The sequence below is a fragment of the Micromonospora sp. NPDC049529 genome, assembly GCF_055586685.1.
The window spans coordinates 93,142-119,132 of sequence record NZ_JBVJHT010000011.1 but is presented as its reverse complement, the minus strand read 5'-3'; the positions used below and the strand labels follow the sequence as shown (position 1 = coordinate 119,132).

The window sequence follows — 25,991 nt, the reverse complement described above, 5'->3', positions numbered from 1 at the left end:
TGGGTGCCTGGTCGGAGCCGATCACCGTGGAGCGGAGCCAACAGTGGTCATGCGTAGCAGTCCCCTACCGAGAATGAGCCGGCGCGGACGCGTCACGGTCGGCGTACTGGTCGGGGTGTTCCTGCTGTTCACCCTGCTGGGCTGGGGGGTCCAGGCCTGGACCGACTGGCTCTGGTTCGACGAGGTCCAGTACACCCAGGTCTTCACCGACGTCCTGGTCACCCGGATCCTGCTGTTCGCCTCGGTCGGGGCGGCCATGGCCCTGTTCATCGGCGGCAACCTGTGGCTGGCCTACCGGCTGCGTCCGGTCCTGCGCCCGCACTCCGCCGAACAGGCGACGCTGGAGCGCTACCGGATGGCACTGGCACCCCGGATCGGCGCCTGGATCAGCGCGATCGCGGTGGTGGTCGGCCTGTTCGCCGGGCTGTCCGCGCAGAGCCGGTGGAGCCAGTGGCTGCTGTTCCGTAACGGCCAGAGCTTCGGGGTCAAGGACCCGGAGTTCGGCATCGACATCGGGTTCTACGTCTTCCAGTTCCCGTTCTGGCGCTACCTGCTCGGCGTCGGCTTCACCGCTGTCGTGCTCGCGGTGATCGGCGCGCTCGCCGTGCACTACATCTTCGGCGGGGTCCGGCTACAGGGCGTCGGCGACCGGATGACCAACGCCGCGCGCGCCCACCTGACCACCCTGGTCGCGGTCTTCGTGCTGCTCAAGGCCGTCGCGTACGTGCTGGACCGGCGGGCGATGCTGCTGGAGTTCAACGAGGGAGTCAACACCTACGGTGCCGGTTACGCCGACATCAACGCGTTGCTGCCGGCCAAGGAGATCCTGGCCTACATCTCGATCGTGGTCGCGATCGCGATCATCGTGTTCTCCAACGCGGTGATGCGCAACCTGGTCTGGCCGGGCATCTCGCTCGCCCTGCTCGGCGTCTCGGCGGTGGCGATCGGCGGCATCTACCCGTGGGCGGTGCAGACCTTCGAGGTCAAGCCGAGCCTCCAGGACAAGGAATCGCAGTACATCCAGCGCAGCATCGAGGCGACCAGGGCGTCGTTCGGCCTGGCCGGCACCGAGCCGACGCCGTACGGCGCGGGCAACCTGAAGCCGCCGCCGTCGCTTGCCACCGACACCTCGGTGGTGCCGAACATCCGGCTGCTCGACCCGCAACTGATCTCCGAGACCTACACCCAGTTGCAGCAGGTCCGGGGCTTCTACGACTTCGGCCCCAAGCTCGACATCGACCGCTACACGGTCAACGGCGCCACCCAGGACTACGTGGTCGGCATGCGCGAGATCAACTATGGCGAGCTGACCACCCAGCAGAGCAACTGGATCAACCGGCACACCGTCTTCACCCACGGGTACGGACTGGTCAGCGCCCCGGCGAACCAGGTCGTCTGCGGTGGGCAACCGTTCTTCGTCTCCGGCTTCCTCGGCGACCAGGCCCAGCAGACCTGTTCGGCGTCGACCGAGCAGATCCCGGCGCAGCAGCCGCGGATCTACTACGGCGAGCAGATGGACGACAGCGACTACGCGATCGTCGGGCAGACCGACTCGGAGCACAACGTCGAGTTCGACCGCCCGACCGGAAGCGACGCCGAGGGCGGTCAGACCTACACCTACACCGGCACCGGTGGGGTGGAGATCGGCTCGTTCACCCGCAAGCTGCTCTACGCGATCAAGGAGCAGGAGAGCAATTTCCTGCTCTCGGCCGCGGTCAACGACAACTCCAAGCTGCTCTACGTGCGTAACCCGCGCGACCGGGTGGAGAAGGTCGCCCCCTTCCTGACCCTGGACGGCGACCCGTACCCGGCCCTGGTCGGCGGGCGGATCCAGTGGATCATCGACGGCTACACCACGTCGGCCACCTACCCGTACGCGGAGCAGGTCAACCTGCAGACCGAGACGGCCGACGAGCTGACCGGACGGGGCACCTTCCAACTCGCCCGGGAGAACGTCAACTACATCCGCAACTCGGTCAAGGCCACCGTCGACGCGTACGACGGCACGGTCAAGCTCTACGAGTTCGACGAGGCCGACCCGGTGCTCAAGGCCTGGAACAAGGCCTTCGGCGGCAACCTGGTGACGCCGAAGTCGGAGATCCCGGCCGACCTGGCCGCGCACTTCCGCTACCCGGCCGACCTGTTCAAGGTGCAGCGCAACCTGCTGGCCAAGTTCCACGTCACCGATCCTCGGGAGTTCTTCTCCGGCCAGGACTTCTGGGAGGTGCCGAACGTCCCGGACGCCCCCGACACCAACCAGCGGCAGCCTCCGTACTACCTCTTCACCCAGCTGCCGGGCCAGGAGACCCCGAGGTTCCAGCTCACCTCGGCGGTGACCCCGGCCAACCGGCAGAACCTGGCCGCGCTGATCTCAGGCTCGTACGTGAACGGGCAGCCGCAGTTGCAGGTGCTGGAGCTACCGGACCAGACGGCGGTCTCCGGGCCGGTGCAGGTGCACCAGAAGATGACCAACAACGCGGCGATCCGGCAGGAACTCAACCTGCTCTCGTCCAACCAGGCCCAGGTGCAGTACGGCAACCTGCTGTCGTTGCCGTTCGGCGACGGCATGCTCTACGTCGAGCCGGTCTACGTGAAGAGCAACCAGCAGAACGCGTACCCACTGCTGCAACGGGTGCTGCTCTCGTACGGCGACGGCGGCGAGTACGTGGTGCTGGCCAACACGTTGCAGGACGGCATCAAGCAGCTCGTCGAGCAGGGCAAGGCGGCCGGGGCCACCGATCCGCAACCGCCCGGCACGTCGCCGCCACCGCCGAGCGACAATCCGTCGGCGACGCCGAGTCCCGGCGCCACGCCGACCGCACCGCCGGCACTCGCCGGTGAGCAACTGGCCGCCGCGGCAGCCAAGGTGCAGCAGGCGATCGCCGAGGTGGAGGCCGCGCAGGCGTCCGGTGACGTGGAACGGTGGGGCAAGTCGCTGAAGACGCTGGACGCCGCGCTGACGGAGTTCCAGGCGGCCCAGCGGGCGGCCGGGGTGCCGGGTGCCAACCCGACACCGGCGGGTTCGCCCGCACCGCCTCCGGCCACACCGAGCCCCCCGGCCGGTACGCCGAGCGGCTGAGCACGACGCACGAAATGCATGACCTCGGCTCGGGGTACGGGAAGCAGATCGCTGATTCCCGTACCCCGAGCCCTTTTTTGTTGTATGCGGACCTGGTCGGTGCGGCGCTTTCTAGCGCCGACACGTTTCGACCGGCCCGCGCGATGCGCGCAAACGGCCTGGTCAGAGCCGATGTGGCGGCCTTGTGCCGGCTCGTTTTGCGGGCGCGCGTGCCAGTGCGCTAGTGTTAACGAGTCGACGCGGGGTGGAGCAGCTCGGTAGCTCGCTGGGCTCATAACCCAGAGGTCGCAGGTTCAAATCCTGTCCCCGCTACAAGTGAAACACCAGGTCAGAGCCCGTCCCCGATTTTCCGGGGGCGGGCTCTTGATCTCTATTCCGGGCACAGTCCGGGCACACGAAAGACCACCAGGCGGCACGGGATAGCAGACTATCGATCTTCGCTGTATCGGTCGTCGGATCGACGTCGAGCCCCCTCTATCTCAGGGGGACGCTGATGTTCTGCCTAGGGTCATCCCTGAAATCATGGCCATCGATCCCACATCGACGGCAGCCCGAGCCTGCCGACCCATGCCCCGGCTGCCTTGCGGTCGATCAGGCCCCCCTCGTCGCTTGGCAGGTTCGGGAGCGGAGGCGGCCGAAGCTGTCGTACTGGTGGGGGATGATGGTGCGGTCGTGGCTCTGGGCGGTCACTCGGTGCTGATGGGGATGGGTCACTTCGACTCGTGATGTCGGTTGATAGTGGGTTCGCGATACGCCACGGGTGGCGGCGGGACGGTCCTGGAGCATGCGTGCGGGGCGGTGCTCCTAGCTGCGTTGTTGCAGGGGCAGCCGGTTTCCGGGTTGGGTGACGAGATCACGCCACGCGAGGTGCGGTTTCAGCAGAGTGCGTCCTGCCCTGTTGATGACCTGGTCGTGCTGGGGATTGCCCCGCTGGTTTCCGGACGATGTTCATCGGGGTACGTCGCTCGCCGACCGTCGGCGTCAGTAGCGCCCCTTTTGTGAAGCTGTTGGCGGACTACCTCCGGGTAGTGGTCGATCACGGTGCTGCGCGCCATCGCCCGCGAAGCCGGCGTCCCAGCAACATCAACCGTCGCCGTCCTGCTGCGCCTGGCCAAAACTGGCGTCATCACCCCCGAGCAGCACGAAAGCTGCGCCAGAACGTTGATCAAGGCACGCGTCGGCGACATGCCCCTCGACGAACCGCGACTCCTCGAACTCGCCGAAGACGACAAGTGGCGCCCCACCTGCGTCGCCGCAGCCCTCGCCCGCCCCGCCGCCTGGACCCACCCGCACGACGCCCTAGCGCTCTACCGACGGCTGATCACCCAGGCCCGCACCCACGCACCCCGCACTCTCCCGCAATGGCTCCACTCCGCCGTCCAAGGGGCCGCCGCCCTGCCCGCTGGCCCGGACGCGGCCACCGGCAGGGCCGCCTGACTGCTCGTGATCACCATCGGGACGACGGCGGCGCAGGGCCAACTCGCGGCGGACCTGGTCTTCGTCACGCGCCAGGCACTCGCCGAGATCGATGATCCTGACTCACCACCAACGGCGGATCCGCTGCAGCACACCACGACACTGCTGAGGGATGCCTTTGCGGAGGCGTTATCGCATGAACTCGCCGCTCGCCTTGTTCTGAGTATCTTCTCGACACTGTCCGAATCCGATAAAAGCACGGTTGTCCAGGCGCTGCTCCGCTGACCCCTCACGGCACCACAAAAGTCTCCCGGCAGCCGATCGCCACCGGCGCGGACCGGAATCGGATTGCTGGGTGCCCACCGACGAAAAGCATCGCAGGTCAGGGCTTTGATGCGAAGATCACCCAGATATACGAAGGTACGAACCAGGTCCAGCGCATCATCATGGCAAGGCAACTGCTGGGCGGCGTCTCCTAGGCTGTTTCCCCAGCTCGGTGAGGTTCCCCCGACAGCTCGGAGAACATCATCACCTCCACGTTGTCGGGGGAACCTCACCGAGCCACGGTGGTGGCGGAGTTAATCTATGGGTTGGTGGTCGGTCGTCTTGGGTGCCGCGGTTCCTAACGCTGCCGGGAGTCTGTGAGACAGGCCGCCACCGGCCAGCTCCCGGTCAGCGGAGAGTACCGAGGGTGCGGTTGAGCTCGCCGCGGGAACGGATACCCAGCTTGGGATAGATCCGCGACAGATGGGTGGTGACCGTCCGGGGCGACAGGAAGAGCCGGGCGGCGATGTCTCGGTTGCTCAAACCCTCGGCCGCCAGCCGGGCGATCTGCGTCTCCTGCGGCGTCAGGCTAGACGTGACGTCGATGGTGGGCCGGCGCAGCGTCTCGCCGGAAGCGCGGAGTTCGCCCCGGGCTCGGTCCGCCCAGGCGGTCGCGCCGAGCGCGTCGAAGGTGGCCACGGCGGCACGCAGCATCGGACGGCAGTCGGCGGCTCGCCGCTGGCGGCGCAGCCACATCCCGTAGGCGTGCTGCAGCCGTGCCTGCTCGAACGACCAGTCGGCGAAGTCCTCGGCCAGCGCCGCCTCGTACGCCTCTGCGGTGTCGGCCAGCGCAGTGCGGGCGTACCGCAGCCCGGCGAGCAGGGCCGGCGATGGGCACTGCGCTGCGATCGGCGTCATCTCGTCGACCAGCCGCTGCAGCGGCGCCAGCGCGTTGCACCGCACCGCCGCGTCGGCGAGGTGCCCGAGCAGGCTGAACCGGGTGTACGGGTGATACGCCTGATCCGTCGGGTCGAAGACCCGGTGCAGCTCCCGGTACGCGTCCTCGGGACGTCCGGCGGCGAGCGCGGCTACACCCCGGATCTGCTGCACCAGGCTCAGCATCGTGAGCTGGCGGGCCGGCACCAGCACCGCCTCGGCCTGATCGGCGATCTTCAACGCGGTCGCGGTCTCACCGCGCAGCGCCTCGGCGAAGCCGGTGGCCAGGGCCAGCGACAGCCGCCAGGTGGTCTCGCCAGTCTCCGCCGCCAGCAGGTCACCCTCCACCGCAAGGGTCGAGGCGGTCCGTACGTCACCGAGGTAGGCCGCGGACATCACCTGCGTGATCAGGGCTTTGCTGAGCATGCCCAGACGACCCTGTTCACGCAGCCGGACAGCGGCGGCCTTCTGGATGGTGACGGCGAGTGTGTGGGCGCCCAGCGCGTAGGCGGAGATGCCGAAGAGCCACTCATGGTGCGGGCTCAGATCGCCCCGCTCGCGCAGTTCCACCATGCTGCGCAGGCACCACGCACCGTGGGTCATCGGCGAGATCTCACCCAGGATGAACACCAGCCGCGGGTCATCCGGGGGCACGTCCAGGCTTTCGGCGACAGCGACCAGCCGTTCGGTGACTTCGGGTTCCGGTACCGACCAGTAGACACGCAGCGCGATCGCCGCCAGCGATTCCAGTACGGCGCTGGGGTCACCGTCGCGGCCCAGCGTTTCGACGGCGTCCGCGAAGGCGGCCATCCGGCCTGGTCCGCTCCAGCCGGTGCCGAGGTAGATCTCCCGGATGAGGCCGTACAGCGCTCGGTCGGCGGGGGCGAGTTCGTCTTCCCGGACCTCCTTCAACAGCCGTACCGTGTTTTCGGCGTCGCCCTGCGCGGCGGTCGCGTCGATCGCCGACACCAGCCGGTTGCCCCGGGCCAGGGTGTCCTCGCTGAGGCGTACGGCTTGTTCGAACGCGGCCAAGGCCGTGCCGATCGTCTGCCGGTGGCTGGCTCGCCGAGCCGCGTCCGTCAGCTCCCGGGCCAGCTGCTCGTCCGGGCCGGAGGCGGCAGCGGCGCGATGCCAGATCCGGCGCTCCGGATCCCCGGACAGGGAGTCCGCGAGCGCTGCATGCACACGACGTCGCTGGGTCGGGGTTGCCGACTGGTACAGCGCAGAACGCAGCAGCGGATGCCGGAACCGCAACCTGAACCGGTCATCGACCTGCACCAGCCGCGTCATCACCGCTGGCTCGACGTCGTCCGGGCTGACGCCACCACGTTCGATCCGACGACACGCACCGACAATCTCGTCCAAGTCGTCGCCGTCGTCCAGTGCGGCCACCAGCAACAACGAACGGGTAGCCAACGGCAGTTCGGCCACCAGGTTGGAGAACATGCGCTCCACCCGAGTGCTCAGCGGCAGCCAGGAGGGCAGCAACGCACCGGCGCCGGACCGCATCGCCGCCCCACCCAGCTCGACCAGGCCGAGCGGATTACCGGCAGCCTCATCGAGCACACGCTGACTCAGCGCGGCGCTCAGGCCCGGAGCCACCTCGGAAAGCAGGACCACCGAGTCATCGGCAGACAAGGGCTCCAGTCGCAGTTCCGGCAGTCCGGCACCGCCCAGCCGCCGGTCCACGTCATCCCCGTCGCGGATGGTGAACACCATCGCGATCCGGTCCGAGCCCAACCGGCGAGCCACGAACGTCAGGGCATCCCAGCTGGCAGTGTCCAGCCAGTGGGCATCCTCGACGGCCAGCATCAGCGCCGTCTCGGCGGCACAGTCGCTGAGCAGGTCGAGCACCACCACCGCCGCTCGGTACGGCAAGGTGTCCGGGGACTGCAGCACCGCGTTCGCCGCTCGGCCCACCTCCGGCGCAGCACGCAACAGCCGATGCAGGCCGGCGTACGGGACATGCACCTCCGCCGTCACTCCCGCGGTCGACAGCACCCGCATACCGAGCTGCACGGCCCGGTCGACGGCATGCTCCAGCAGAGCCGACTTGCCGATGCCGGCCTCCCCGCGCAAGACGGTTACGCCACCCTCGCCACCAGCTACGCCCGCGAGAAGATCATCCAACGTTCGTAGTTCCCGCTGGCGCCCCGTGATCACGTGGACATGCTAGAGGACGTCTGGAATGGATTGACCTGATCCAGCGCCGCAACGGTGGGATTCGCTATCGATGGTGATCTGGCCGCGCGGGATTGCCGGTATGAGCGTGCGCCTGATCCTGCCTTCTGAGCCGGCACTTGATGCGCCGAGGGCAGTCCCGCCGGCGCCCTGGTGGACGTCGGCGGGACTGCCGGGTGGTGGGACGGCCGATCAGGTGGAGATCTCGGTGCTGACGCCGGGCTCCAACCACCGGATGCTGCGCTGGATGTCGGCGGCGGCGTTGGCGAATGCGCGCTCGATCGCCGCTCGGGGTTGCTGGAAGTGTCGCCATCCCTCGTAATGGACGGGAATGACGGTGTGGGGCCGGATGGCCTGGCAGAGTTCGACGGCGTCATGCCCGGTCATCGTGTACCGGATGGGCCCGGTGACCGGAAATCGGACGCCGCCGAGGTGCAGCAGGGCGGTGCCGATCCGGAGCCGTTCGGCGGCGGTACGGATCCCGTGGTACAGGACCGTGTCCCCGGAGATCCACAACTGGCCGTGGTGCTGGCCGTCCCACCGCAGCGCGAATCCGATGACGTCGCCGACTATCGGCCGGCTCAACGGCGGGCCGTGTCGGCATGGTGTCGCGGTGACCTCGATCGTCGGCCGGCCCTCGGCGCTGAGGGTCGTGCTGGCCCACGGTGCGAGTCCGATGGCGGTGCTGCCCAGCCGTCCGGCGCCCGGTTCGGTGGTGAGGACCGCCGCGGCTTCGGGCAGCAGGGTGCGCCCAAGATCGTCGAGGTTGTCGCCATGGTGGTCGTGGGTGAGCAGGACGGCGTCGATATTGCCTAGCTCGGCCAGGTTCACCGCTGGGCCGGTCACCTTCGTCGACGAGGTTCCCCAGCCGAAGTTGTAGCGGCGGCCGGGAGGGTCGAACGTCGGGTCGGTGAGCAGCCGCCACCCGCCGACCTCGATGAGGGTGGTGGGTCCGCCGATGTGGGTGATGCGGGTCTGCGGTGCGGGGTTCATCGGGCGTGGCGCAGGGCCCAGTCGAGGGCGAAGTCGGCGATCTCCTCCCAGCCCTTCTGTGCCGGAAGCAGGTGGGCGTAGCCGTCGTACTCGACGTGTTCGGTGATGGTGTTCGACGTGTAGTGCTTGACGTTGGAGCGTTGCACCGCCGGGGGCATGATGTGGTCCTCGCTGCCGGAGACGAACAGCAGCGGTGCCCGGTTGTCGTTGCGGTAGTCGACCCAGGTGTCCTGGTGACCGGGCTGGAAGTTCGCCAGGACACTGCCCCACAGGATCCGGCCGTTGGCCGGGATGTGGTACCGCTCGTACAGGGCCTTGGCCTCGTCGTCGTTGAACGTGTTGGTGAACGCGTACTTCCACTCGTCCAGGGTGAGGCCGATGGACTTGTGCCGGTTCGCTGGCGACCGCAGCACCGGCAGCGTCGACCTCACCTGGGAGAACGGCACCACGTGGACGCCTTCGGTGGGGGCGGAGTTGAGCGCGACGGCGCAGGCGCCGTAGCCGTGGTCGAGCAGGATCTGGGTGAACGCGCCGCCGGCGGAGTGGCCCATGATGATCGGTGGTTTCGGCAGCGGCCGGATGACCGCTTCGAGGTGTTCGATGATGGCCGGGACGGTGAGTGCGGTGATGATGTCAGGGTTGGCGTTGAGCGCCTCGACCTCGACGTCGAAGCCAGGGTAGCCGGGTGCGAGGACCCGGAAGCCCTTCTGCTCGTAGTGGGTGATCCAGTGCTCCCAGCTGCGCGGGGTGACCCAGAAGCCGTGGACCAGGACGATGGTGTCAGGTGCGTTGCTCACGGTCAGGCTCCGTAGGTGTTGAGATAGGCGAGCAGGTCAGCGCCGAGTTGGGCCTTGTGGGTGTCGGTGATGCCGTGCGGCGCACCGGGGTAGACGATCAGCTCGGCGCCCTTGACCTGCGTGGCGGAGGACTTGCCGCCGACCTCGAACGGGACGACCTGGTCGTCGTCGCCGTGGATGACCAGGGTCGGCACGTCGAACTTGGCGAGGTCGTCGCGGAAGTCGGTGGCCGAGAACGCGGCGATCGACTCGTACGCGTTGCGGTGCCCGGCGGCCATGGACTGGAGCCAGAACGCGTCGCGGATGCCCTGGGAGACGTTCGCACCCGGGCGGTTGTTGCCGAAGAACGGCCCGTCGGCGAGATTCTTGTACAGCTGTGACCGGTCGGCGGCGGAGCCGGCGCGGATGCCGTCGAACACCTCGACGGGCACGCCGTGCGGGTTGTCGTCGCGGCGCACCATCAGCGGCGGCACCGCGGAGACGAGGACGGCCTGCGCGACGCGGGCGGTGCCGTGCCGGCCGATGTACCGGGTGATCTCGCCGCCGCCGGTGGAGAACCCGACGAGCGTGACGTCGCGTAGGTCGAGGTGCTCGATCAGGGCGGCGAGGTCGTCGGCGTACGTGTCCATCTCGTTGCCGTGCCACGTCTGGGTGGAGCGGCCGTGGCCACGCCGGTCGTGGGCGATGGCCCGGTAGCCGTTGTCGGCGAGGAACAGTTGCTGGGCCTCCCAGCTGTCGGAGTTGAGCGGCCAGCCGTGTGAGAGCACGACCGGACGCCCGGTGCCCCAGTCCTTGAAGAAGATGTCGGCGCCGTCGGACACGGTGACGAATGGCATGGTGAGGTCCTTTCGTAGGCTGCTCGGAAGCGAGCACCTGATCGGTTGCGGGAGTGACGGCCGCTCAGGAGCGCGGGTCGGCACTCGCCCGGGCGGCGAGCGCGATGAGGTCGGCGGTGAGCTGCGGCTGCGACATCATCGCGACGTGCGAGGCGCGCGCCTCCACGATGCGGGACCCGGCCCGTTGCGCCATGAACCGCTGGGCGGCGGCGGGGATGAGGTTGTCGTCGCGGGCGATGAGGTACCAGGACCGGATCCGCTTCCAGGCCGGTGGTCCGGACACCTGGTCGAGGGTGTGCACGTCGCCGGGCCGCTGCGTGGCGGCCATGACCTGGGTCGTGGAGCGGGGCAGGTCACCGGCGAAGATGTCGCGGAACAGGTCCTGCTTGACGTAGCCGTCGGTGCCGCCGCCGGGCAGCGGGTACGGCCGGAAGTCGAGGGCCTGCTCCGTGAGCTTGGTGCCGGGGAACTTCGTCTGCAGGCCCAGTACGGTGTCGCCGGCGTCCGGTGCGAACGCGGCCACGTATACGAGGGCTTTGACGTTGGGGTTGCCGGTGGCCGCGTTGGTGATGATGACGCCGCCGTAGGAGTGTCCGACCAGGACGATCGGACCGGGAATCGTGGCCAGGATGCTGGCCAGGTATGTGGAGTCGGTGTCGACGCCGCGCAGTGGGTTCGCCGGCGCCAGGACCGGGTATCCGTCACGGACGAGCCGGCGGATGACGTCGTTCCAGCCGGAGGCGTCCGCGAACGCGCCGTGGACCAGCACGACAGTCGGCTTCGGCCCGGACGCTCCGTGGGCGTGGGCGGGTGCGGCCGTCACCGCGGTGACGACACCCGCGGCGACGACCGCCGCAGATCCGGTCAAAACAGTGCGGCGGGAAACTGAGGACATGACCTGCTGGTTCCTTTCGGGATGGGGTACTGCTGACCCTGCTGGTGCCCGGCGACGGGCAGGCGGCATCGGCCCACGCACTGGTGGGAGTCATGCCTTTCGGAGCCGGCCGCGGCGCTGTCTTCGCGGCCGTGCCGTGAACGTTACGGTCGCGTCGTCGAGCCGTCGTGAGTCAAATGACTGCGGATTCGGACGCGGATCCGGACCTGATCGAGCGGCTCGACCGGTCCGGGGCGGCTCAGCGGTCGTGTTCGGCGGCCATCCGCTGCAATTCGCTGCGCGAGGTGATGCCGAGTTTGGGGAACATCCGGTACAGGTGGCTGCCGACGGTCCGGTGGGAGATGAACAGGCTCTTGGCGATATCCCGGTTGGTCAGCCCCTGGGCGACCATCGATGCGATCTGGATTTCCTGGGGGGACAACGCTTCCCAGACGTCCGCGACGGGCGAGTCACTGCGTTCCCCGGCCGCCCGCAGCTCCGCCCGGGTGCGCTCGGCAAGGGGGCGCGCCCCGAGGCCGTCGAATCCGTCGCGGGCCTTGCGCAGATGGTCGCGCGACTCACGTACGCGCCGCCGTCGGCGCAACGACTTGCCGTACGCGAGGAGCAGGCGGCAGCGCTCGTAGGGCCACACTGTCATGTCCATCGCGAGGGCTTCGGCGAACCTCGCCTCCGACTCGTCGTCGTCGGCGAGCACCGCCGCCGCGAAGGCGAGGTTCATCCGGCCCGTCGGTGAGATCGTCCGACGTACCTCCAGCGGAAGCCCTTCGACGAGTGATCGGGCGGCGGCGACCTCGCCGCACGCGGTGGCCGCCTCGGTCAGGCTCGCCAGGGACCACAGGGCGTGTGCCGGGTGGTAGGCGCTGTTGGCCGGGTCGTGCAGCTGGGCGAGGCAGCCGAATGCCTGCTCGTAGTGGCCCTGCCCAGCCGCGATGGCTGCGCGCGCGATCAGTATGACGGCCTCGATGGTGGCCGACCGGCGGGGATTCAGGCGGTCGGCGCCGGCGAGGAGGTCCTCGGCGGACGCGAAGTCGCCACGGAACGCCGCCACCGCCGCGTGCGCCACGAGCGAGGCAGCCTCCCAGAACGGCTGGCGGGTCTCGGCGCACAACCGGGTGCTCTCCTCGGCGGCGGCCACCGCGTGCGACCAGTTCCCGCGACGCATGGCGGACCACGAGAGCAGCGACAGCGTCCGGCCGAGGGTGTGCAGGTGTCCCTCGGAACGCAGCCGGTCCGCCGCCTCGACGAGCAGACCCTCGGAGACGTCGGACGCTCCCGCGCACGCAGCCGCGTGGGCGAGCCGGTAGGTGGTCATCGTGTCGCGGCTACCGGTCGGAATCCGAGCGATCAACGCCCGTAACGTCTCGTCGCTGTCGAACGGCGAGCAGTACGCCAGCAGCTGGGCGCGCATCGGCAGGTCGACGGCTGTCAGCTGGTCCGCCGCGGCGATCACCTGCCTGCCGACCGGGCGGCCGGGCGAGAGGTTCCAGCATCGCAGCGCCGACGCGCGGAGCAGGTCGGTTGCTAGCGTGTTGTCGCCGATCATCGTGGCCCGTCCGGCGAGGTCGACGAGCATGGTGATGCGCTGCTCACCGCCACGGTCGCCGTCGGCCAGCTCGTTCAGCCACTCGTAGCGGAGCTCGTCGTGCTCATCGTCCACGAGGTCCCGGTAGTGCCTGCGCAGCCGCTCACCGTGCTCGGGCTGCCCGACCGCGTAGGCAAGTTCAGCCGCCCGGTAGGTGCGCGCCGCCTTGTCACGCCTGCCGACGGAGAGCTGGGCCGAGCGCTCCAATGCGCGTACCGCGTTCGTCGACGCACCGCGTTTGATGGCCTGCTCGGCGCGATGTTCGAGCTCGGCCGCCAGCGTCGCGTCCGGCCGCAGCGCCGCAGCCGCCCAGTGCCACACGGACCGCTCCGGTCGGTCGACCAACACCTTGGCGAGAGCGGCATGGCAGGCTCGTCGCCGGTCGGGTCCGAGACGCTGCAGGATCGCTGACCGGATGAGCGGATGCCGGAAGCGGACAGCGACGCCGTCCACCACGATCAACCCGGCCGACACCGCCGGATCGAGCGCCGGGATGGCATCCCGGCCCGACAACAGCTCGGCGGCGGCGACGATCTCCGCGACGTCGTCGGAGTCGCTGAGCGCCGCCACCTCCAGCGTCGTCGTGGTCGCCGCGTCGAACTCGCCGATCCGGGCCAGGAACGAGCTCTCCAGGCGCGCGGTCAACGGCAGATGGTCGATGTGCGAGCCGGCGTAGGCACCCACCGCGCGAGGCAGCTCCAACAGCGCGAGCGGGTTGCCGCACGCGGCCTCCAGCAGCAGCGACCTGGTACTTTCGTCCAGCGTGCCGGCCACGCTGTCCAGCAGCGCCGCTGCGGACTCCGTGTCGAGGGGCGCGAGGCCCATGGAGGGTACGGCCGCGTCGAGCAGAAATCCGGGCTCGTTCTCCCGGTGCGTCGCCAGCAGCACGACGCGATCGGACGCGACCCTGCGTGCGACGAACGCCAGGGCCTGCTGACTGGACGGGTCCATCCACTGGGCGTCGTCGACCAACAGCAGGACCGGCCGCCCCACCGCCACCTCGGCCAACAGTTCAAGCGCCGCCATCGCCACCGTGTACAGGTCCGGCGCCGCGGCCGACGTACGGCCGAACGCGACCTCCAAGGCCTGCCGGTAGTGCGCGGTCAGCCGGTTGCTGTGACTGAGGACGGGACGCATCACCTGGTGCAGTGCGGCGTATGGCAGCCCGAACTCGGTGGCCGAGCCGAGAGTACGCAGCACCCGGAATTTGTCGCCGGCCGTCGCGGCGGCCCACTCCAGCAGCGCCGACTTGCCCACACCGGGGGTACCGCGAATCACCAGTGCCGCGCCGCCATCGGCGGCGCCGTCCAGCAGCCTGCCGATGGCCGCCTGCTCCGGCGCCCGACCGACCAGTGCACGTTGCGTGTCCACGCTCACCTCCGCCGTCCACTTCGATGTCGCGCCAGGCTGGCCCGACGCTAATCGCAGGATCGAGTCCAACCACGATGCTGTCAGGTCTTCGTCAGCAGGTGAGACGTGCGGACTATCCGGCACCGTTTGCGGCAGCGGCGCAGACACCGACCGCACTGCCAGTGCTCCGCCCGGCCCGGCCAGCGCCTGCCGCAACAACTTGTCGACCAGCGCGACCTCGGCGTCCCGGCCGTCCCCAACGTACTGATCATCGTCGATTTCCATCATGAGTGACGGGTTTCTTGGTTCACACTTGCAATCTAGGAACGCGGGGCTGTGCTTCGCGTACGTACGAATACGTACCACTCCGCATAGCGCCGCCGATGCGAACCAATCCGGGATCACGTCTGATCGGTTGCGGGACGGTCGCCGCTTCCCGGGCGGCGATTACCGTCAAGATCGCCTGGGTGAGCATGGCGAGGGTGACGTGTCGGTGCCAGGCGTGCCAGCGGTTGACCTGGGGTTCGTCTAGGCCGATGGTTCCGCCGGTCTGGAAGCAGGTCTCGATCGACCAGCGGGTCCCGGCCACCCGCACCAGCACTCGCAGTGGTACGGGTTGGGGTGACCAGCAGCGGTAGAACGCCAGTGCCGGCCCCGTTCCTGCTCCTGCAACGGGGCCGGTACGCCGATACTCGTACCCGCGCACAAACGCGGCGCAGGCGCCTGGATGTCGGGATGGCGTGGCGGTCGTGCAGGTCCCGGCGGAACGCCAGCCACGTCTGCCGGGCCTGCGCCCACACATCGGGCCGCGGTTGCAGTCAGGTGAACGTGGTCAGCCCAGCCTCGGTGGAGCCGGAATCGTCGATGTAGTGCGGCCGGAACGGGATCTCGCGAATCGGGGTGGCTCTTGTTTCGGACGGCTGGTCGGGGCCGGGGTCAGTCAGCGGTGAGGATCTTGTCGGTTCGGCACGGTCATCGGAGGGATCTCCCTTCGTGGCGCAGGCTGTCAGCTGACGATGAAGTTGGCCATCATGGCCATGTCTTCGTGTTCGAGGTTGTGGCAGTGGAAGACGTATTTGCCTCGGTAGCCGTCGAAGTGGATGAGGATTTTGGCTTGTTCGCCGGGGCGTAGGTCGATGGTGTCTTTCCAACCGGCGTCGAAGGGTCCGGGTCCCTCGCTTCCCCGGGCCAGGACTTGGAAGGGGCTGAGGTGGATGTGGACGGGATGGTGGAAGTCGGCGTTCAGTTGCCAGATTTCGGTGGTGCCGAGGCGGACCTGTGCGGCGACGGAGTCGGGGCTGAACGGGGCTCGGGAGATGAGCCAGCCGTGGTGGTCGTTGACGTCACCGGCCCGAAAGTCGAACTTGCGGGTGGTGACCGCGTCGGCCGGCCGCAGGGCGGCGATGGCGGAGAGTCGATCTGGGATCTTGAATGGCTGTGGTTGGCCGTCTCTGACGATGAACCGCATGACCTGTCCCATTGTTGCGGCGTCGAAGTCGTTGATCAGGGTGACTTCGGTGCCTGGGGTGTAGTGAGAGAAGTCGACGAGGACGTCGAACCGTTGTGCGGGAGCCAGTTCGAGGTGATCGTGCCGGATGGGCTCGGTGAGGAGTCCTCCGTCGGTACCGATCTGGGTGAAGGCGGACGGGGGCGCCGGGTCGAGGCGCAGTGACAGCTGGCGAGCGTTGCAGGCGTTGAGCAGGCGTATCCGGTAAGTGCCGCGCTCGACGGGTGTGATGGGCCAGGGTGTGCCGTTGACGAGCATGACGTCACCGAGGACCCCGGCGACGTAGTCGCCGTGGACTCCGTGCTGGTTCACCAGGGTGGGGTCAAGGCTGGGGTAGAGCAGTGATCCGTCGGTGTCGAAACTGCGGTCGGTGATCATCAATGGCAGGTCGCGGTCGCCGGCCGGCAGCTGTAGAGCCGCCTCTTCGTCATCGTGGTGCAGGTGGAAGCCGGCAAGCCCTCGCCAGACGCTGGGGCCGGTGAAGTCCATCCGGTGATCGTGGTACCACAGGGTTGCTGCCCGCTGCTGAAGCGGGAAGGTGTAGGTCCGGTCGCCCTGCCGAATGTCGCCGCCGGTCGACATGTGACCGTGGCTGCCGCCCGTGTGGCGCTGGTGCTGGGCGTAGTAGCTCATGTCGGTGGGGTAGACGTAGTCGGTCGGGTAGCCGTCGCTGTCCGGTGGCGTCTGTCCGCCGTGCAGGTGGACGACGGTGGGTAGCGGCAGGTTGTTGGTGTGTCGGACCTTGGCGGTGCGGCCTCGTCTACTGCGGATCGTCGGTCCCGGGAAAGAGCCGTTATAGGTCCACAACTCGGTCGGCAGCCCAGGCAGGATCATGGCCCGCGTGACGCTCTGCACGATGTCGTAGTAGTCGGTGGTCGCGTCGGAGTGGGTCGGGCGCAGTACGGGTGGGAGGGTGAGCCGCCGTCGGAATGCCGGTGGGAGCGGTGCGCGGCTGGGCAGGACCTTCCCGGTGGAGCTGGTTCCGGCGATGCCGCTGACGAAAGGGATGCCGATGCCGGCGGCGGTTATTCCGGCTCCGGCGATGCCGAGGAAGCTACGGCGGCTGATGGTGGTCATGGGGTCGTCCTCCATGCTGCGGCGGTGAGGGCGATCAGCAGCACGATGACGGTGACGCCCAGGGGGATGTGCACGGCCAGGATCAGTTGGTAGCCGAGCCAGGTCTGCAGGGCGGTCAGGACGAGCAGCACGATCGAGGCGGGCAGTGGCCAGCGGGGGCCGCCCCCGATGAGGCGCCACAGGATCGCGGTGACGATGCTGGCCGCGGTCGCCGCGACGGTGTAGGTGGCCGTGTCCCGGTGGAGGTGCAGTGCCGGGTAGCTGCCGGATAGGAACTGGCCGGCGAAGACGGCCTGGTCGAAGGCCAGGACTGCCGCGGTGGTGATGGTGAGCCGGAACAGCCAGGCCGGCCACCGCCGCCTCGACGAAGTGGTGTGAGGCATCGGGGACGGCGTGATCCGTGTGGTCGTCATGATGCTTCGAACACCTGGGTGTGATGGGAACGGAAGACTTGCACGTCGGCAAGCAGACGAGAAGCCGCCATGCTGGAACGCGCAGCCGGGCTGGTCAGCATTGCCGCCAAGGCATCGTCGTCGCGCCAGCGCGCGTGGTGGATGACATGCCGTCCGTCGTCGGACCGGGTCAGTGTCGAACCGAGGAAGCCGGGCGTGTGCTCCAGCACGTCGTGGCCGGTGGCGGTCAGTAGGGCGTACAGCTGAGTCTGGTGTTGTTCGGTGACGGTGAAAACACTCGTCACGGTCAGCCCGCCGTACCTCGTTTCAGGAGCATCGGGCGGGCTTGCCGGAGCCGGGGTAGGAGCGGTCATCGCTGAGCCGCCAGGGTTTTGCGGACTGCGACGATCGTGACCGCGACGAGGGTGGCGAAGATCGGTCCCGTGGCCGCGTGAGCGACTGCGAGCACGACGACATCGCCCCGGTCGTAGAAGATCGCCTGCACGGTGGCGTTGATGATGTTGATACCGATCGCCGCACCGGTAGCCGTCAGGTGGACACGGCGCAGCGCGGTATTGCGGTACCAGTCGCGAGGGCCGCCGCTGACCCGGTTGAGTAGCAGTCCGGTCAGCGGGCGGCGCGCGATGATGGTGGCCAGACACACCATGATCACGGCGAGCGGGATCAGGGTCGGTACCAGGAAGAAGTCCCGCGCCTCGCCGGTGACGGCGGCGACCACCGCGCACACCGCCACGACCAGGATGCCGATCAGTGCCGACCATGGCGACCGCCGGTGTGCCAGCCGGTAGCCCAGGCCCGCGACAGCGGTTACAGCGGCGGCGGTGATCGCCGGGTACAGGGATGCCACGACGTTCGTCGTCACGAACACCAGGCCAGGAGCTGCGGCCACGACGATCCCGATCCAGCGGTCCGGGTCGGTCCAGGTCTGCCTGATCGCCGCCCATCGCGACTCTGGTTCCTGGTCGCGGCCCTGCCGAGGCCGGGGTCGTGGTTGTGGCTCGGGGCCGTGGGTGACGTCGTCGTCAGGCATTGGGTCACCGATCGTGAGGGTCGCTCGTTGATCGTTCATGGTGAGATGGTTGCATGCGAAACGGTATCTTGCAAACCTGTCGCTGGCGAGATAGTGTCTTACGGTGCCTATCGAATCAGCTTCCGCCAGTCAGTCAGCTACGTCCGGCACTCCGGAGAATCCGGCGGAGGGGTCGCCCTTCGCGATCGGGTTGCTGCTGCGTCAGGCGCACGACCACGTGGCCGCGGCGATGGACGGGGCGTTGGCGCCGTTCGGCATCGAGCGGCGCCACCTGATGGTGCTGATGCGGCTGCACGCCTCGGGCCCGCTCAGCCAACGCGACCTCGTCGCGCAAACGAACCACGACAAAGCCTCGATCGTCCGGATCGTCGACGACCTCGAGCGACTCGACCTCGCCTCACGCCAACTCGTGCCCGGCGACCGGCGACTGAGGGCCGTCACCCTGACCGAGCACGGCCGTGACGTCTTCGCCCAGGCCCACCAGGCCGCCGAACCCGCCGCCGCGACAGCAACCGCCGCCCTCACCCCAGCGCAGACGCAGCAACTGCAACAACTTCTACGCGCGATGGTCGGCTCTTGAGCCCGCCCCGGCCTACCACCAGCTCAATGGCATGAAAGGCCTCAACCCATGCGTGTTCTCATCATCGGCGCCGGCCTCGGTGGCCTCACCCTCCTACACGGACTACGCAACGCCGGGATCGACGCCCGAGTGTTCGAACGATCCACGCACCACGCACACCAGCCCGCCAGCTACGGGATCCACCTCAACGCCGACGGCCTGCGCGCACTGCACGCCTGCCTCCCTGACCAGAACTGGAAAATGATCGACGGGGCCGGAACCCCCGCGCCACTGGTCATCCGCTTCCGCGACCCCCACCGCGGCATCCTGGCCACCATCGACAAACGGTTCCCCGAACACACCACCGATCCGATCACCAAACGCCGCGCGATCACCCGCGGCAAGCTCCACGAAGCCCTCCTACACAACACCGCTACCGAAGACGACACGGAACCCCACGTGTACTGGAACAAGAGGTTCACCCACTACCAACTACGCGGCGACAACGTCCGGGCATACTTCGCCGACGGCTCGCACACCGACGGCGACATCCTCGTCGGTGCCGACGGCAGTAACTCCCGCGTCCGCCACCAATGCCTCCCCAACCTGCAACGTCAGGAGCTCGGCATCATCAACATCGCCGGCCGCGTCCCCCTGACAGGCGCGGTCGCCGCCGCCCTACCGGCCGACTTCACCGATGGCGGCATCAACAACGTCGTCCCTGCCCGAAACGGATGGATGTTCCTCTCCACCTGGGCCAGCGGCGATCCCGACCACACCGACGTCAGTAGCGGGGACACCCAATACCTCGTCTGGGCCTGGGCCGGACCGGAAAACTCGTACCCGCCAGGAGTGAAAGAGCTCGACGGAATCCAGCTCAAGCAACTCGTCACCGAACGCGTCCGCGACTGGACAGCAGCTCTACGGACCATGGTTGACGCCACAGATGCCGCCACCGTCAGCACCGTGCCGCTACGGACCATGCCTCAGCTCCCCGGGTGGGCACCCTCGCGAGTCACACTCCTCGGCGACGCCATCCACAACATGACGCCGATGGCAGGCATCGGCGCCAACACCGCCCTACGAGACGCCGACCAACTCCGCCAAGCCCTCATCACCGGCACCGAACCGGTGAGCAGCATCGGTGTCTACGAAACCGCCATGCGACACTACGCCAACCAGGCACTAGCCCTCTCCACCAGGAACGCCACCAACGCCGCCCTCGCCACACCAACGAACCGGACCATGTTCCGTGCGCTCCTCCGGGCGAGTGCGGCCATCCCCGCCCTACGCCGCAAGATCTTCGGGCCGTCTATCTAATCGATCAGACACCGGCTCGTAAGCATGCGCCTCTCGGGCAGGGGTATTACCGGGTCGTTGTCGGTGCCGTCGGCCGTCGGGCGTCGCCCCAGCTTAAGGTGATGGCGGGTCACGGCTCGGTACGTGGTGTAGGTGAACATCTGCGCTCGGGGCGGTCAAAGGACAAGCCCTGTTCAGCCGCCCGTGCCGCGGTCGGGAGTTGGTGTGGCGGAGCTGCCGGTATGACCTGACCGGTACATTGGTGCTCCGTTCTGTTGGGCCAGCGCGGATCGATCATGTTCGGTGGGCAGGTGACACGTCACGGTGTGGCATGTCGCGGCAGCGGGTGATCGCCGCCCAGGCCCAGACGAGCGAGTCCGAAGTCGGGTCTGTGGTCGGGCGGCTATCTCTTCGATACGTCGGCCGCTTCGTAGCTCAATGTCGATTTGGCCCTTCGACGTGTGGTTCACCGACTCGATGAGCTGCCGAATCGGCTTCAGCAGGGATTCTGGGCAAACGTTGGTTCGACCAGGCCTCAGAGGGTGTTGTCGCAGGTCAGGCCGCTTTGATGCAAAGATCACCCAGATCTACGAGGGTACGAATCAAGTGCAGCGGATCGTCATGGCAAGACAGCTGCTCAACGGCATTGCTTAGGCTGTTTTGCCAGCTCAGGGCCGTGGCGGCGGCTGAGTTGATCTTTCGGTTGACTTCGGCTGATCATGGCTCGTTTCGGATGTCATGCTGGGCAAATGCTGGCCTGCGTGCTGACAAATGTCGATTAATCGATGTTGGCTGTCCCCGGTGGACCCCGGAATCAGTGATCGGCGCCGATGGGTGCCGGAAGCTGCGAAATTACTGTGAGTGGATTCGCCCTCGCGTTGGGTCAATGCTTCGCTTTCGCTGGACTGGTACTGAGGCCCGGGCGACCTGCCGGCCTGATCCAGCCAGTTCCCGGTAGGCGCCGATTCATCCATCGGCGCCTGGGCGGCTACGCCGGACTCGCTGGTCAGGGCTGGTCCTGACTGCGAAACGGATCTAACCTCACGAACCGCCCTCTCAAGGCTGGCACCCCTGACGGCGTGGCCCGAGTTGGTTGCACGCGGTGGTGACCGCTCACGCCCGTGCCAGTAGGCTCCGGCGGTCATCTTCCTAGTAGTTCGATGAGCGTGTGGTCGGCCTGGGCCAGGGTCGGTGGGCCGGACATCGGTCTTGTCAGGATTCGCCGGCAGTGGTCGAGTTCGACGTAGACCTCGCCGCCGGTGTTGTTGGAGGCCCGCAGAACGGCGAACCGGTCTGCCGGGCCCGAGCACTCCTTCGCCGGGGGCATCGAGGCCAACGTGCGCGCGATGACCTCGCGTCGCTGCTCCGGAAGGAGCAGACCGTAGTCGAAGGTTCCGGCGACGTCGGGTGTTCCCTGTCGATCGGCCGGTACCCGGAACACACACAGACGCATCTGTGACGTGGGCTCGAACGGAAGCGATACGTGGCCCGGGAGCGCGCGGGGCGTCGGGCTGGTTTCGATGGCAACCATGTCTTGCCACTCCTGGGTGCAGCCGGAGACGGCGGCCCCGGACGAAAGGATCTCTCGTATGACCTTCTCTTTGATGGTGGTCAGCCGCAGGGCGCGTACGGCTTCCTCTACCTCGGTACGTGCCTTGCCGCAGCCGGTCGTGGGGAGCCCCGGCCGGATCCAGCGGCCGTGGACGTCGAGTAGCAGCAGGTTCGGCACCCAGGGCATATCTGCGGTGCAGGCGTCGGGGATGAACGTGTCGTCGGGTAGCCGCAGCGCGGCGAGCAAGGCGGTCAGGTCGGTGGCCCGGCCCTCGGTCAGGACCAGGTCCTCACCACGGTCGGCGCGTCGTTTGGGTTCGAGTTGGCAGTGGACTGCGACGGTGGCCACGAAACCGGTGTCGAGGCGCGGCAGGATGAGGGCGTCCGACGGGGGCCCGCCGATCTCCATGGGCGCGTCGGTCTCACACGAGGTCCAAGCCTTCTGAACGGCCGGAGTGCCGGTCACAATCGGGAAGGGCCGCCCCTGCAGCTCGTCGGCTGGTGGCTCGGCGATCCTGCCTGTGTTCTCGCAGGCGGCCATGACGGCCAGGGCCGCCAGCACGGTGAGCCCTTTGGCGATCGCGCGCATATCACTCCTCTACCAGCACCGGGCACAACTCGTCCCGGGCTCGACGACGTTGGTCGCGATCCGCATCCCACCTGTCGTCACGCTGCCAACCGTCGGCCCATCGCCTGTAGCGATGGCAGACATTGACGAACCTGTTGTCCATGGTTCAACGAGCGCTAGGGCTTCAGGTGGCGTCCGCGCACCGACCGCCCTGCCTCATGGACGCCGGAACGCGTAGCTGTCGATTGGTTGGTCGCAGGCCCAGTGCTGTTGACCTAAAGCAAAGTGTGCATGACTATCTGTGACCTGTGTGCCGGTTTGATGAGAGGGGTGCGTGTGGCCGGCTCAGGCGTCGACAGCGAGGACCCAATCTGTGAGGCTGAGCAGAACGACTCAAGCCACCATGATTCGACCCCGTCGGCTTTGTCGGAACTGACCGCCGCAGTGCGACAGCTCTTGCGGCACATGTGGGTGGAGGCTCGGTCGCGCGATCGTGACGACTGGCCGCCTGGTTGGCTGATCGCGATTGCTGTCGTGGTGGGCTTGGCGTTCGTGCTGGGGGTGGTGATCCCCCTGATACGTGCAGCGCTGCTCTGGGCAGGTGACGCCACGGCAGCCTTGGGGAGATGGTCGGACGAGCAAGCACTGGTGCGGGTTGTCTCAGAACCGGTGCGTCACTACATCGAGGGCCATGCTGCCGGACTTCCGGTTCCTGCGGTCACGTTGTGGTGGACCTGGTGCGGTGTCGGGGTTGCCTTGTTGGTTTCTGCCTTTCTTCGGTCGGGGGGTGCACGAGCGGGCTGGGCGTTGTACGGCGCGGCGACGGTCGCGATGGTCGCCGCAGAGAGTCCAACTTCCTCCCGCTGGGTCGCGGCAGGGGTCTGCGGCGCGTGGTGGACGCTGTTGTCGATTCCCGCCTACCGACGGCGTAGGCCCACCGACATTGTTGTCACCCCGGCCAGAGGGCCGGTAGCGCTCGAAGCGCCCTCCGCTGTGTCCACGCCGACACACGGGAACGTCGCGGCGGAGCCGATCCTGGCGGACAACGGTCCCCGCGATGACGCGTCGTGGGCTGCGGGCATTTACGAGCTGCTGCTGCGCCGAAGCGCAGCACTCGGTACCGGCACCGCAGCACGTGCATCGTGGACCGCGACGACCACGGGCACCACCGCCTTCGCGGCGATGGACTCCCAGGGCAGGCGGGCGAGTGGAGTAGCCATCAGCGGCGAGGCCGTCCGGGAGCTGCTCGCCGGATTGTCGGTACCCCCTGGCATACCGCCCAAGATGCAGTGGACAAACACGCCAATCAGCCCACCACGAAGCCGCCGTCTCGTCGACGACGGTTACGATGGCCCACCACCGATCGCCGAGTTCATCCGTGACAGCACGGATGTTCTCGCCAGTCTGGCAGAGGCGATCGAGGAGCTGCGGACGCGCTGGCCGCTCGCCGATGCCGACACGCGGATTGCCCACCGTGCCAACATTCTGAACAAGACCCACCCCTTGATCACGGGCGTCAGCGACTACCTTCCTCGCCCACAACGAAGAGACCAAGAGATTGGCTGGGTGTCCCTGAACGACTGGGTGGAGACCCAGACAGTGGTCGGCGGCAACGCGGGCTACTGGAACGACTTCGCGGACCATCGACCCAGGGTGGTGGGGCTGATCGTACGGAAGCTCCTGACCGCTGCTGATCCAGCGACGGCTCTCGCGGAGATCCTTCACGACCTCGGGCACGTGTACCTACAGCGGCTACACGGACCTGCCGGGCCGATCCATCGCGTCACTACCAACGGGACGCACCGCACGCACGCCCTCCGCATACTCGGCGTTCCGCTCATCGCTGCCGAGGTCGAGGTACCGCCTCTGCCACTGCGGATTGATGAGGTGTCTGGCTGGGGTGAAGGCGCATGGGGTGACAGCCACATCGGACCCACGGAAAGTCTCTGGCGCGCGCTGATGGACCGGGGCCTGCTAGCTGGCGACATAGTGAAAACGACTTCCGGGCCAGTGCTGGAACCATACCGCGTCGCGGCGCCGTGGCTGCTGTGCAATCCGCAGGAAGCGGCCACGATCAGCGCGGCGTATGATCGGATATACCCCGGCACCCTCGGAATTCCGGCCGTCGCGATGCAGGGCGCCAACCAGTGGCGGCGATGGCTCCTCGAAAAGGGGATCTGAAAAAGCGCGTGGCTGTAATGACAGCGTCCAATCTTGTCCGTGATTGACGACCCGGATTGGCCGGATAGACAAGCCTCAGCGTTGACTACGTCCTGCTGCCGGAAGACATGGGTTGGCGCTTCCCGGCGGCCCCCGGCTGTCACCACAGGGCGAGCTGATCAATGATCTCGACATCAGATGCCCCGAAGCCGCTCAGAGATGTTGTGACCGAGCGCCTTGTGGATACAGATGCCCACGTTCAGAAGGATGGCTATGCGGAGCGGGAGCGGTCGCTAATGCCGGTGATTCTCGGCGCGGAGACCGCTGTCAGCGTCGCTGCCCTCGGCCTGGTGGTCGCGATCCTGGCTGGCCCGTAGGACCAGGGGGAGTACGGCGGCGTCCACGGCCTGGCGCAGCATCAGGAGATTCCGGGGGTACTGCTTCTCCGTCACGCCTGGCCTTGGGGATGATCAACCACTTGGCCCCCCGACTAGTCGGTCGGGGGCCCAGATGGTGGAGCGCTGTTATCGGGTCTGGCTGCGGCGTTCTGGAACGAGTTCGGGGTCGAGCCCGGCCTCTCGGAACAGGTCACGCAGTCGCTGCTCAACGTCGATCGTCGTGTCCAGGGACCTCAGCGTGGCTGCGGAGGTTCGCTCGATGAGCTGGTCGAGTTCAAGGTCCTTGTTTGGGTCCATCGCTTGCCTCCCTTCTGGCTGCATCGCTCCGCTGCTGGTCGAGCTTGCGGATGAGAGCCTGCCGGGCGTGGCGCAGGTGTGAGCGCACTGTCCCGGGGTCCTGTCCGGTCACGCCGGCGATCTCGGTGGGCGTGTAGCCCTCCGCGGTCCAGGCCATGACGTCTCGCTGTTTGGTGGGCAGGTCCTTCACCATGCGGTGGAAGTGCTGCGCCTCGATATCGAAGATCTGTTCGGTCGCGTCGTCCTGGGGGCCCTTCCGCAGCCACCACTCGCGCTCTCGCCGAGACTTCTGCCGGGTGCGGATGATGATGGAGGTTGCCGTCTGGCGCACCCACGCTCGTGGGTGCTCGATTGTTCGCCACTTCAGCAGCGCGCACTTCATGGCCTCTTGGGCGACGTCCTCTGCCTCGCTCAAGGACGCACCTTTGCGGATCAAGAAGCGGATCAGGCGCGTGAAGTCATCGCGGTAGTACTCCGCGAAGCCTTCTACGTCGACCTGCGCCCTCTTCGCCTCCACCTGCTCAGACATTGATCCACCCTTCGTTTGGTGCGGGGATACGGCGATGCCGTGGTAGATGTGCGGGTCATAGTGGCTCCCTTTTTGAAAGGCGCGGTGCCGGCCCGATGCCGGTACTACGCGTGGACGTTCTCTGGTCACCCGGGTTGGGTGGCCAGTCGTGCAATTTTGCGGCACTACCTCTCTGGTCGGTCCCTGCGCCGACGCTCGGTCCGTCGATCCCTCAAGGGCGGGGTTGTTGCTCCTCCTGTCTCCTCCTTGCGGCGTCGCCCCGCTGGCGCCGCCT

Annotated in this window: 20 protein-coding genes, 1 tRNA gene and 4 pseudogenes; 9 read left to right on the top strand and 16 right to left on the bottom strand. The window is 67.6% G+C overall.

The genetic code is table 11. The features are described 5' to 3' along the window. The first annotated feature begins 49 nt into the window (after positions 1-49). The 5 genes and pseudogenes from ACZ6QQ_RS20685 to ACZ6QQ_RS20665 all read left to right on the top strand — a co-directional run. Positions 50-3,079, top strand: a complete 3,030-nt coding sequence (locus ACZ6QQ_RS20685; RefSeq protein ID WP_465878110.1) for a UPF0182 family membrane protein — start codon at positions 50-52, stop codon at positions 3,077-3,079. Between the two features lie 238 nt (positions 3,080-3,317). Next, positions 3,318-3,391 (top strand) — tRNA-Met (locus ACZ6QQ_RS20680). Between the two features lie 849 nt (positions 3,392-4,240). Further along, positions 4,241-4,516 (top strand): hypothetical protein, encoded by a 276-nt coding sequence (locus ACZ6QQ_RS20675; RefSeq protein ID WP_465878108.1) that lies wholly within the window; start codon positions 4,241-4,243, stop codon positions 4,514-4,516. A gap of 6 nt (positions 4,517-4,522) precedes the next feature. Then, positions 4,523-4,780, top strand: a complete 258-nt coding sequence (locus ACZ6QQ_RS20670) for a hypothetical protein (RefSeq protein WP_465878106.1) — start codon at positions 4,523-4,525, stop codon at positions 4,778-4,780. A gap of 107 nt (positions 4,781-4,887) precedes the next feature. After that, a pseudogene (locus ACZ6QQ_RS20665) lies at positions 4,888-4,974 on the top strand (acyl-CoA dehydrogenase family protein); the annotation flags it as partial. A 193-nt stretch (positions 4,975-5,167) separates the two neighbouring features. On the opposite strand, the gene ACZ6QQ_RS20660 reads toward ACZ6QQ_RS20665, so the two are convergent. The 11 genes and pseudogenes from ACZ6QQ_RS20660 to ACZ6QQ_RS20610 all read right to left on the bottom strand — a co-directional run bounded on the left by ACZ6QQ_RS20660 (position 5,168) and on the right by ACZ6QQ_RS20610 (position 18,356). Further along, on the bottom strand, positions 5,168-7,858 hold the full coding sequence (locus tag ACZ6QQ_RS20660; RefSeq protein WP_465878105.1) for a helix-turn-helix transcriptional regulator: 2,691 nt from the start codon (positions 7,856-7,858) through the stop codon (positions 5,168-5,170). Between the two features lie 210 nt (positions 7,859-8,068). Next, complete coding sequence (locus ACZ6QQ_RS20655; protein ID WP_465878104.1) at positions 8,069-8,869, bottom strand: MBL fold metallo-hydrolase; 801 nt, start codon at positions 8,867-8,869, stop codon at positions 8,069-8,071. Beyond that, a complete protein-coding gene (locus ACZ6QQ_RS20650; protein ID WP_465878103.1) occupies positions 8,866-9,666 on the bottom strand; it encodes an alpha/beta hydrolase in 801 nt (266 codons plus the stop codon). The genes ACZ6QQ_RS20655 and ACZ6QQ_RS20650 overlap by 4 nt, the downstream gene beginning before the upstream one ends. Before the next feature lie 2 nt (positions 9,667-9,668). After that, positions 9,669-10,502: an alpha/beta fold hydrolase gene (locus ACZ6QQ_RS20645; RefSeq protein WP_465878101.1), complete on the bottom strand. Its 834-nt coding sequence runs from the start codon at positions 10,500-10,502 to the stop codon at positions 9,669-9,671. Positions 10,503-10,566: 64 nt separating this feature from the next. Continuing rightward, positions 10,567-11,325, bottom strand: a complete 759-nt coding sequence (locus ACZ6QQ_RS20640; RefSeq protein WP_465878099.1) for an alpha/beta fold hydrolase — start codon at positions 11,323-11,325, stop codon at positions 10,567-10,569. A gap of 310 nt (positions 11,326-11,635) precedes the next feature. Next, positions 11,636-14,734 carry a helix-turn-helix transcriptional regulator gene (locus tag ACZ6QQ_RS20635; protein WP_465878098.1) on the bottom strand — a complete coding sequence of 1,033 codons (3,099 nt, stop codon included), beginning with the start codon at positions 14,732-14,734 and terminating at the stop codon, positions 11,636-11,638. Between the two features lie 22 nt (positions 14,735-14,756). Further along, positions 14,757-14,975, bottom strand: a pseudogene (locus tag ACZ6QQ_RS20630) (IS701 family transposase); the annotation flags it as partial. A gap of 360 nt (positions 14,976-15,335) precedes the next feature. Continuing rightward, positions 15,336-16,913 carry a multicopper oxidase family protein gene (locus ACZ6QQ_RS20625; protein ID WP_465878097.1) on the bottom strand — a complete coding sequence of 526 codons (1,578 nt, stop codon included), beginning with the start codon at positions 16,911-16,913 and terminating at the stop codon, positions 15,336-15,338. Further along, positions 16,910-17,296 carry a hypothetical protein gene (locus ACZ6QQ_RS20620; protein ID WP_465878096.1) on the bottom strand — a complete coding sequence of 129 codons (387 nt, stop codon included), beginning with the start codon at positions 17,294-17,296 and terminating at the stop codon, positions 16,910-16,912. The genes ACZ6QQ_RS20625 and ACZ6QQ_RS20620 overlap by 4 nt, the downstream gene beginning before the upstream one ends. 26 nt (positions 17,297-17,322) lie before the next feature. Then, positions 17,323-17,610 (bottom strand): antibiotic biosynthesis monooxygenase family protein, encoded by a 288-nt coding sequence (locus ACZ6QQ_RS20615; RefSeq protein ID WP_465878095.1) that lies wholly within the window; start codon positions 17,608-17,610, stop codon positions 17,323-17,325. A 65-nt stretch (positions 17,611-17,675) separates the two neighbouring features. Then, the gene (locus ACZ6QQ_RS20610; protein ID WP_465878094.1) at positions 17,676-18,356 is read right to left on the bottom strand and encodes a DUF3159 domain-containing protein; all 681 of its coding nucleotides are present in this window, start codon (positions 18,354-18,356) and stop codon (positions 17,676-17,678) included. 103 nt (positions 18,357-18,459) lie between these two features. Between ACZ6QQ_RS20610 and ACZ6QQ_RS20605 the strand changes: the two genes are divergently transcribed. Together ACZ6QQ_RS20605 and ACZ6QQ_RS20600 are read left to right on the top strand one after the other, a co-directional pair. Continuing rightward, positions 18,460-18,936, top strand: coding sequence for a MarR family winged helix-turn-helix transcriptional regulator (locus ACZ6QQ_RS20605; RefSeq protein WP_465878092.1), 477 nt, complete (start codon positions 18,460-18,462; stop codon positions 18,934-18,936). Positions 18,937-18,984: 48 nt separating this feature from the next. Next, a complete protein-coding gene (locus ACZ6QQ_RS20600) occupies positions 18,985-20,235 on the top strand; it encodes an FAD-dependent oxidoreductase (protein ID WP_465878091.1) in 1,251 nt (416 codons plus the stop codon). A 359-nt stretch (positions 20,236-20,594) separates the two neighbouring features. Here ACZ6QQ_RS20600 and ACZ6QQ_RS20595 read toward each other — a convergent pair. Next, a pseudogene (locus ACZ6QQ_RS20595) lies at positions 20,595-20,753 on the bottom strand (IS982 family transposase); the annotation flags it as partial. 28 nt (positions 20,754-20,781) lie between these two features. Here ACZ6QQ_RS20595 and ACZ6QQ_RS20590 point away from each other — a divergent pair. Next, positions 20,782-20,868 (top strand): annotated as a pseudogene (locus ACZ6QQ_RS20590) (acyl-CoA dehydrogenase family protein); the annotation flags it as partial. A 487-nt stretch (positions 20,869-21,355) separates the two neighbouring features. On the opposite strand, the gene ACZ6QQ_RS20585 reads toward ACZ6QQ_RS20590, so the two are convergent. Continuing rightward, complete coding sequence (locus tag ACZ6QQ_RS20585; protein ID WP_465878090.1) at positions 21,356-22,354, bottom strand: hypothetical protein; 999 nt, start codon at positions 22,352-22,354, stop codon at positions 21,356-21,358. A gap of 309 nt (positions 22,355-22,663) precedes the next feature. Here ACZ6QQ_RS20585 and ACZ6QQ_RS20580 point away from each other — a divergent pair, with 309 nt between their 5' ends. After that, positions 22,664-24,514 (top strand): hypothetical protein, encoded by a 1,851-nt coding sequence (locus ACZ6QQ_RS20580; protein WP_465878089.1) that lies wholly within the window; start codon positions 22,664-22,666, stop codon positions 24,512-24,514. Between the two features lie 272 nt (positions 24,515-24,786). Here the strand turns inward: ACZ6QQ_RS20580 and ACZ6QQ_RS20575 are convergent, their stop codons facing one another. From ACZ6QQ_RS20575 to ACZ6QQ_RS20565, 3 genes are all read right to left on the bottom strand, one after another. Beyond that, on the bottom strand, positions 24,787-24,945 hold the full coding sequence (locus tag ACZ6QQ_RS20575; RefSeq protein ID WP_465878088.1) for a hypothetical protein: 159 nt from the start codon (positions 24,943-24,945) through the stop codon (positions 24,787-24,789). A gap of 72 nt (positions 24,946-25,017) precedes the next feature. Continuing rightward, positions 25,018-25,188, bottom strand: a complete 171-nt coding sequence (locus ACZ6QQ_RS20570; RefSeq protein ID WP_465878087.1) for a hypothetical protein — start codon at positions 25,186-25,188, stop codon at positions 25,018-25,020. Beyond that, positions 25,166-25,717 (bottom strand): RNA polymerase sigma factor, encoded by a 552-nt coding sequence (locus ACZ6QQ_RS20565; protein WP_465878085.1) that lies wholly within the window; start codon positions 25,715-25,717, stop codon positions 25,166-25,168. Before ACZ6QQ_RS20565 ends, ACZ6QQ_RS20570 begins: the two co-directional genes overlap by 23 nt. Positions 25,718-25,991: the final 274 nt, after the last annotated feature.

Bases quoted from the DNA above. Each gene is read 5' to 3' on its own strand.
- ACZ6QQ_RS20655 (WP_465878104.1), bottom strand. From the start codon at position 8,869: ATGAACCCCGCACCGCAGACCCGCATCACCCACATCGGCGGACCCACC.
- ACZ6QQ_RS20570 (WP_465878087.1), bottom strand. From the start codon at position 25,188: ATGGACCCAAACAAGGACCTTGAACTCGACCAGCTCATCGAGCGAACC.
- ACZ6QQ_RS20600 (WP_465878091.1), top strand. From the start codon at position 18,985: ATGCGTGTTCTCATCATCGGCGCCGGCCTCGGTGGCCTCACCCTCCTA.
- ACZ6QQ_RS20585 (WP_465878090.1), bottom strand. From the start codon at position 22,354: ATGCGCGCGATCGCCAAAGGGCTCACCGTGCTGGCGGCCCTGGCCGTC.
- ACZ6QQ_RS20620 (WP_465878096.1), bottom strand. From the start codon at position 17,296: ATGCCTCACACCACTTCGTCGAGGCGGCGGTGGCCGGCCTGGCTGTTC.
- ACZ6QQ_RS20565 (WP_465878085.1), bottom strand. From the start codon at position 25,717: ATGTCTGAGCAGGTGGAGGCGAAGAGGGCGCAGGTCGACGTAGAAGGC.
- ACZ6QQ_RS20610 (WP_465878094.1), bottom strand. From the start codon at position 18,356: ATGCCTGACGACGACGTCACCCACGGCCCCGAGCCACAACCACGACCC.
- ACZ6QQ_RS20685 (WP_465878110.1), top strand. From the start codon at position 50: ATGCGTAGCAGTCCCCTACCGAGAATGAGCCGGCGCGGACGCGTCACG.
- ACZ6QQ_RS20625 (WP_465878097.1), bottom strand. From the start codon at position 16,913: ATGACCACCATCAGCCGCCGTAGCTTCCTCGGCATCGCCGGAGCCGGA.
- ACZ6QQ_RS20645 (WP_465878101.1), bottom strand. From the start codon at position 10,502: ATGCCATTCGTCACCGTGTCCGACGGCGCCGACATCTTCTTCAAGGAC.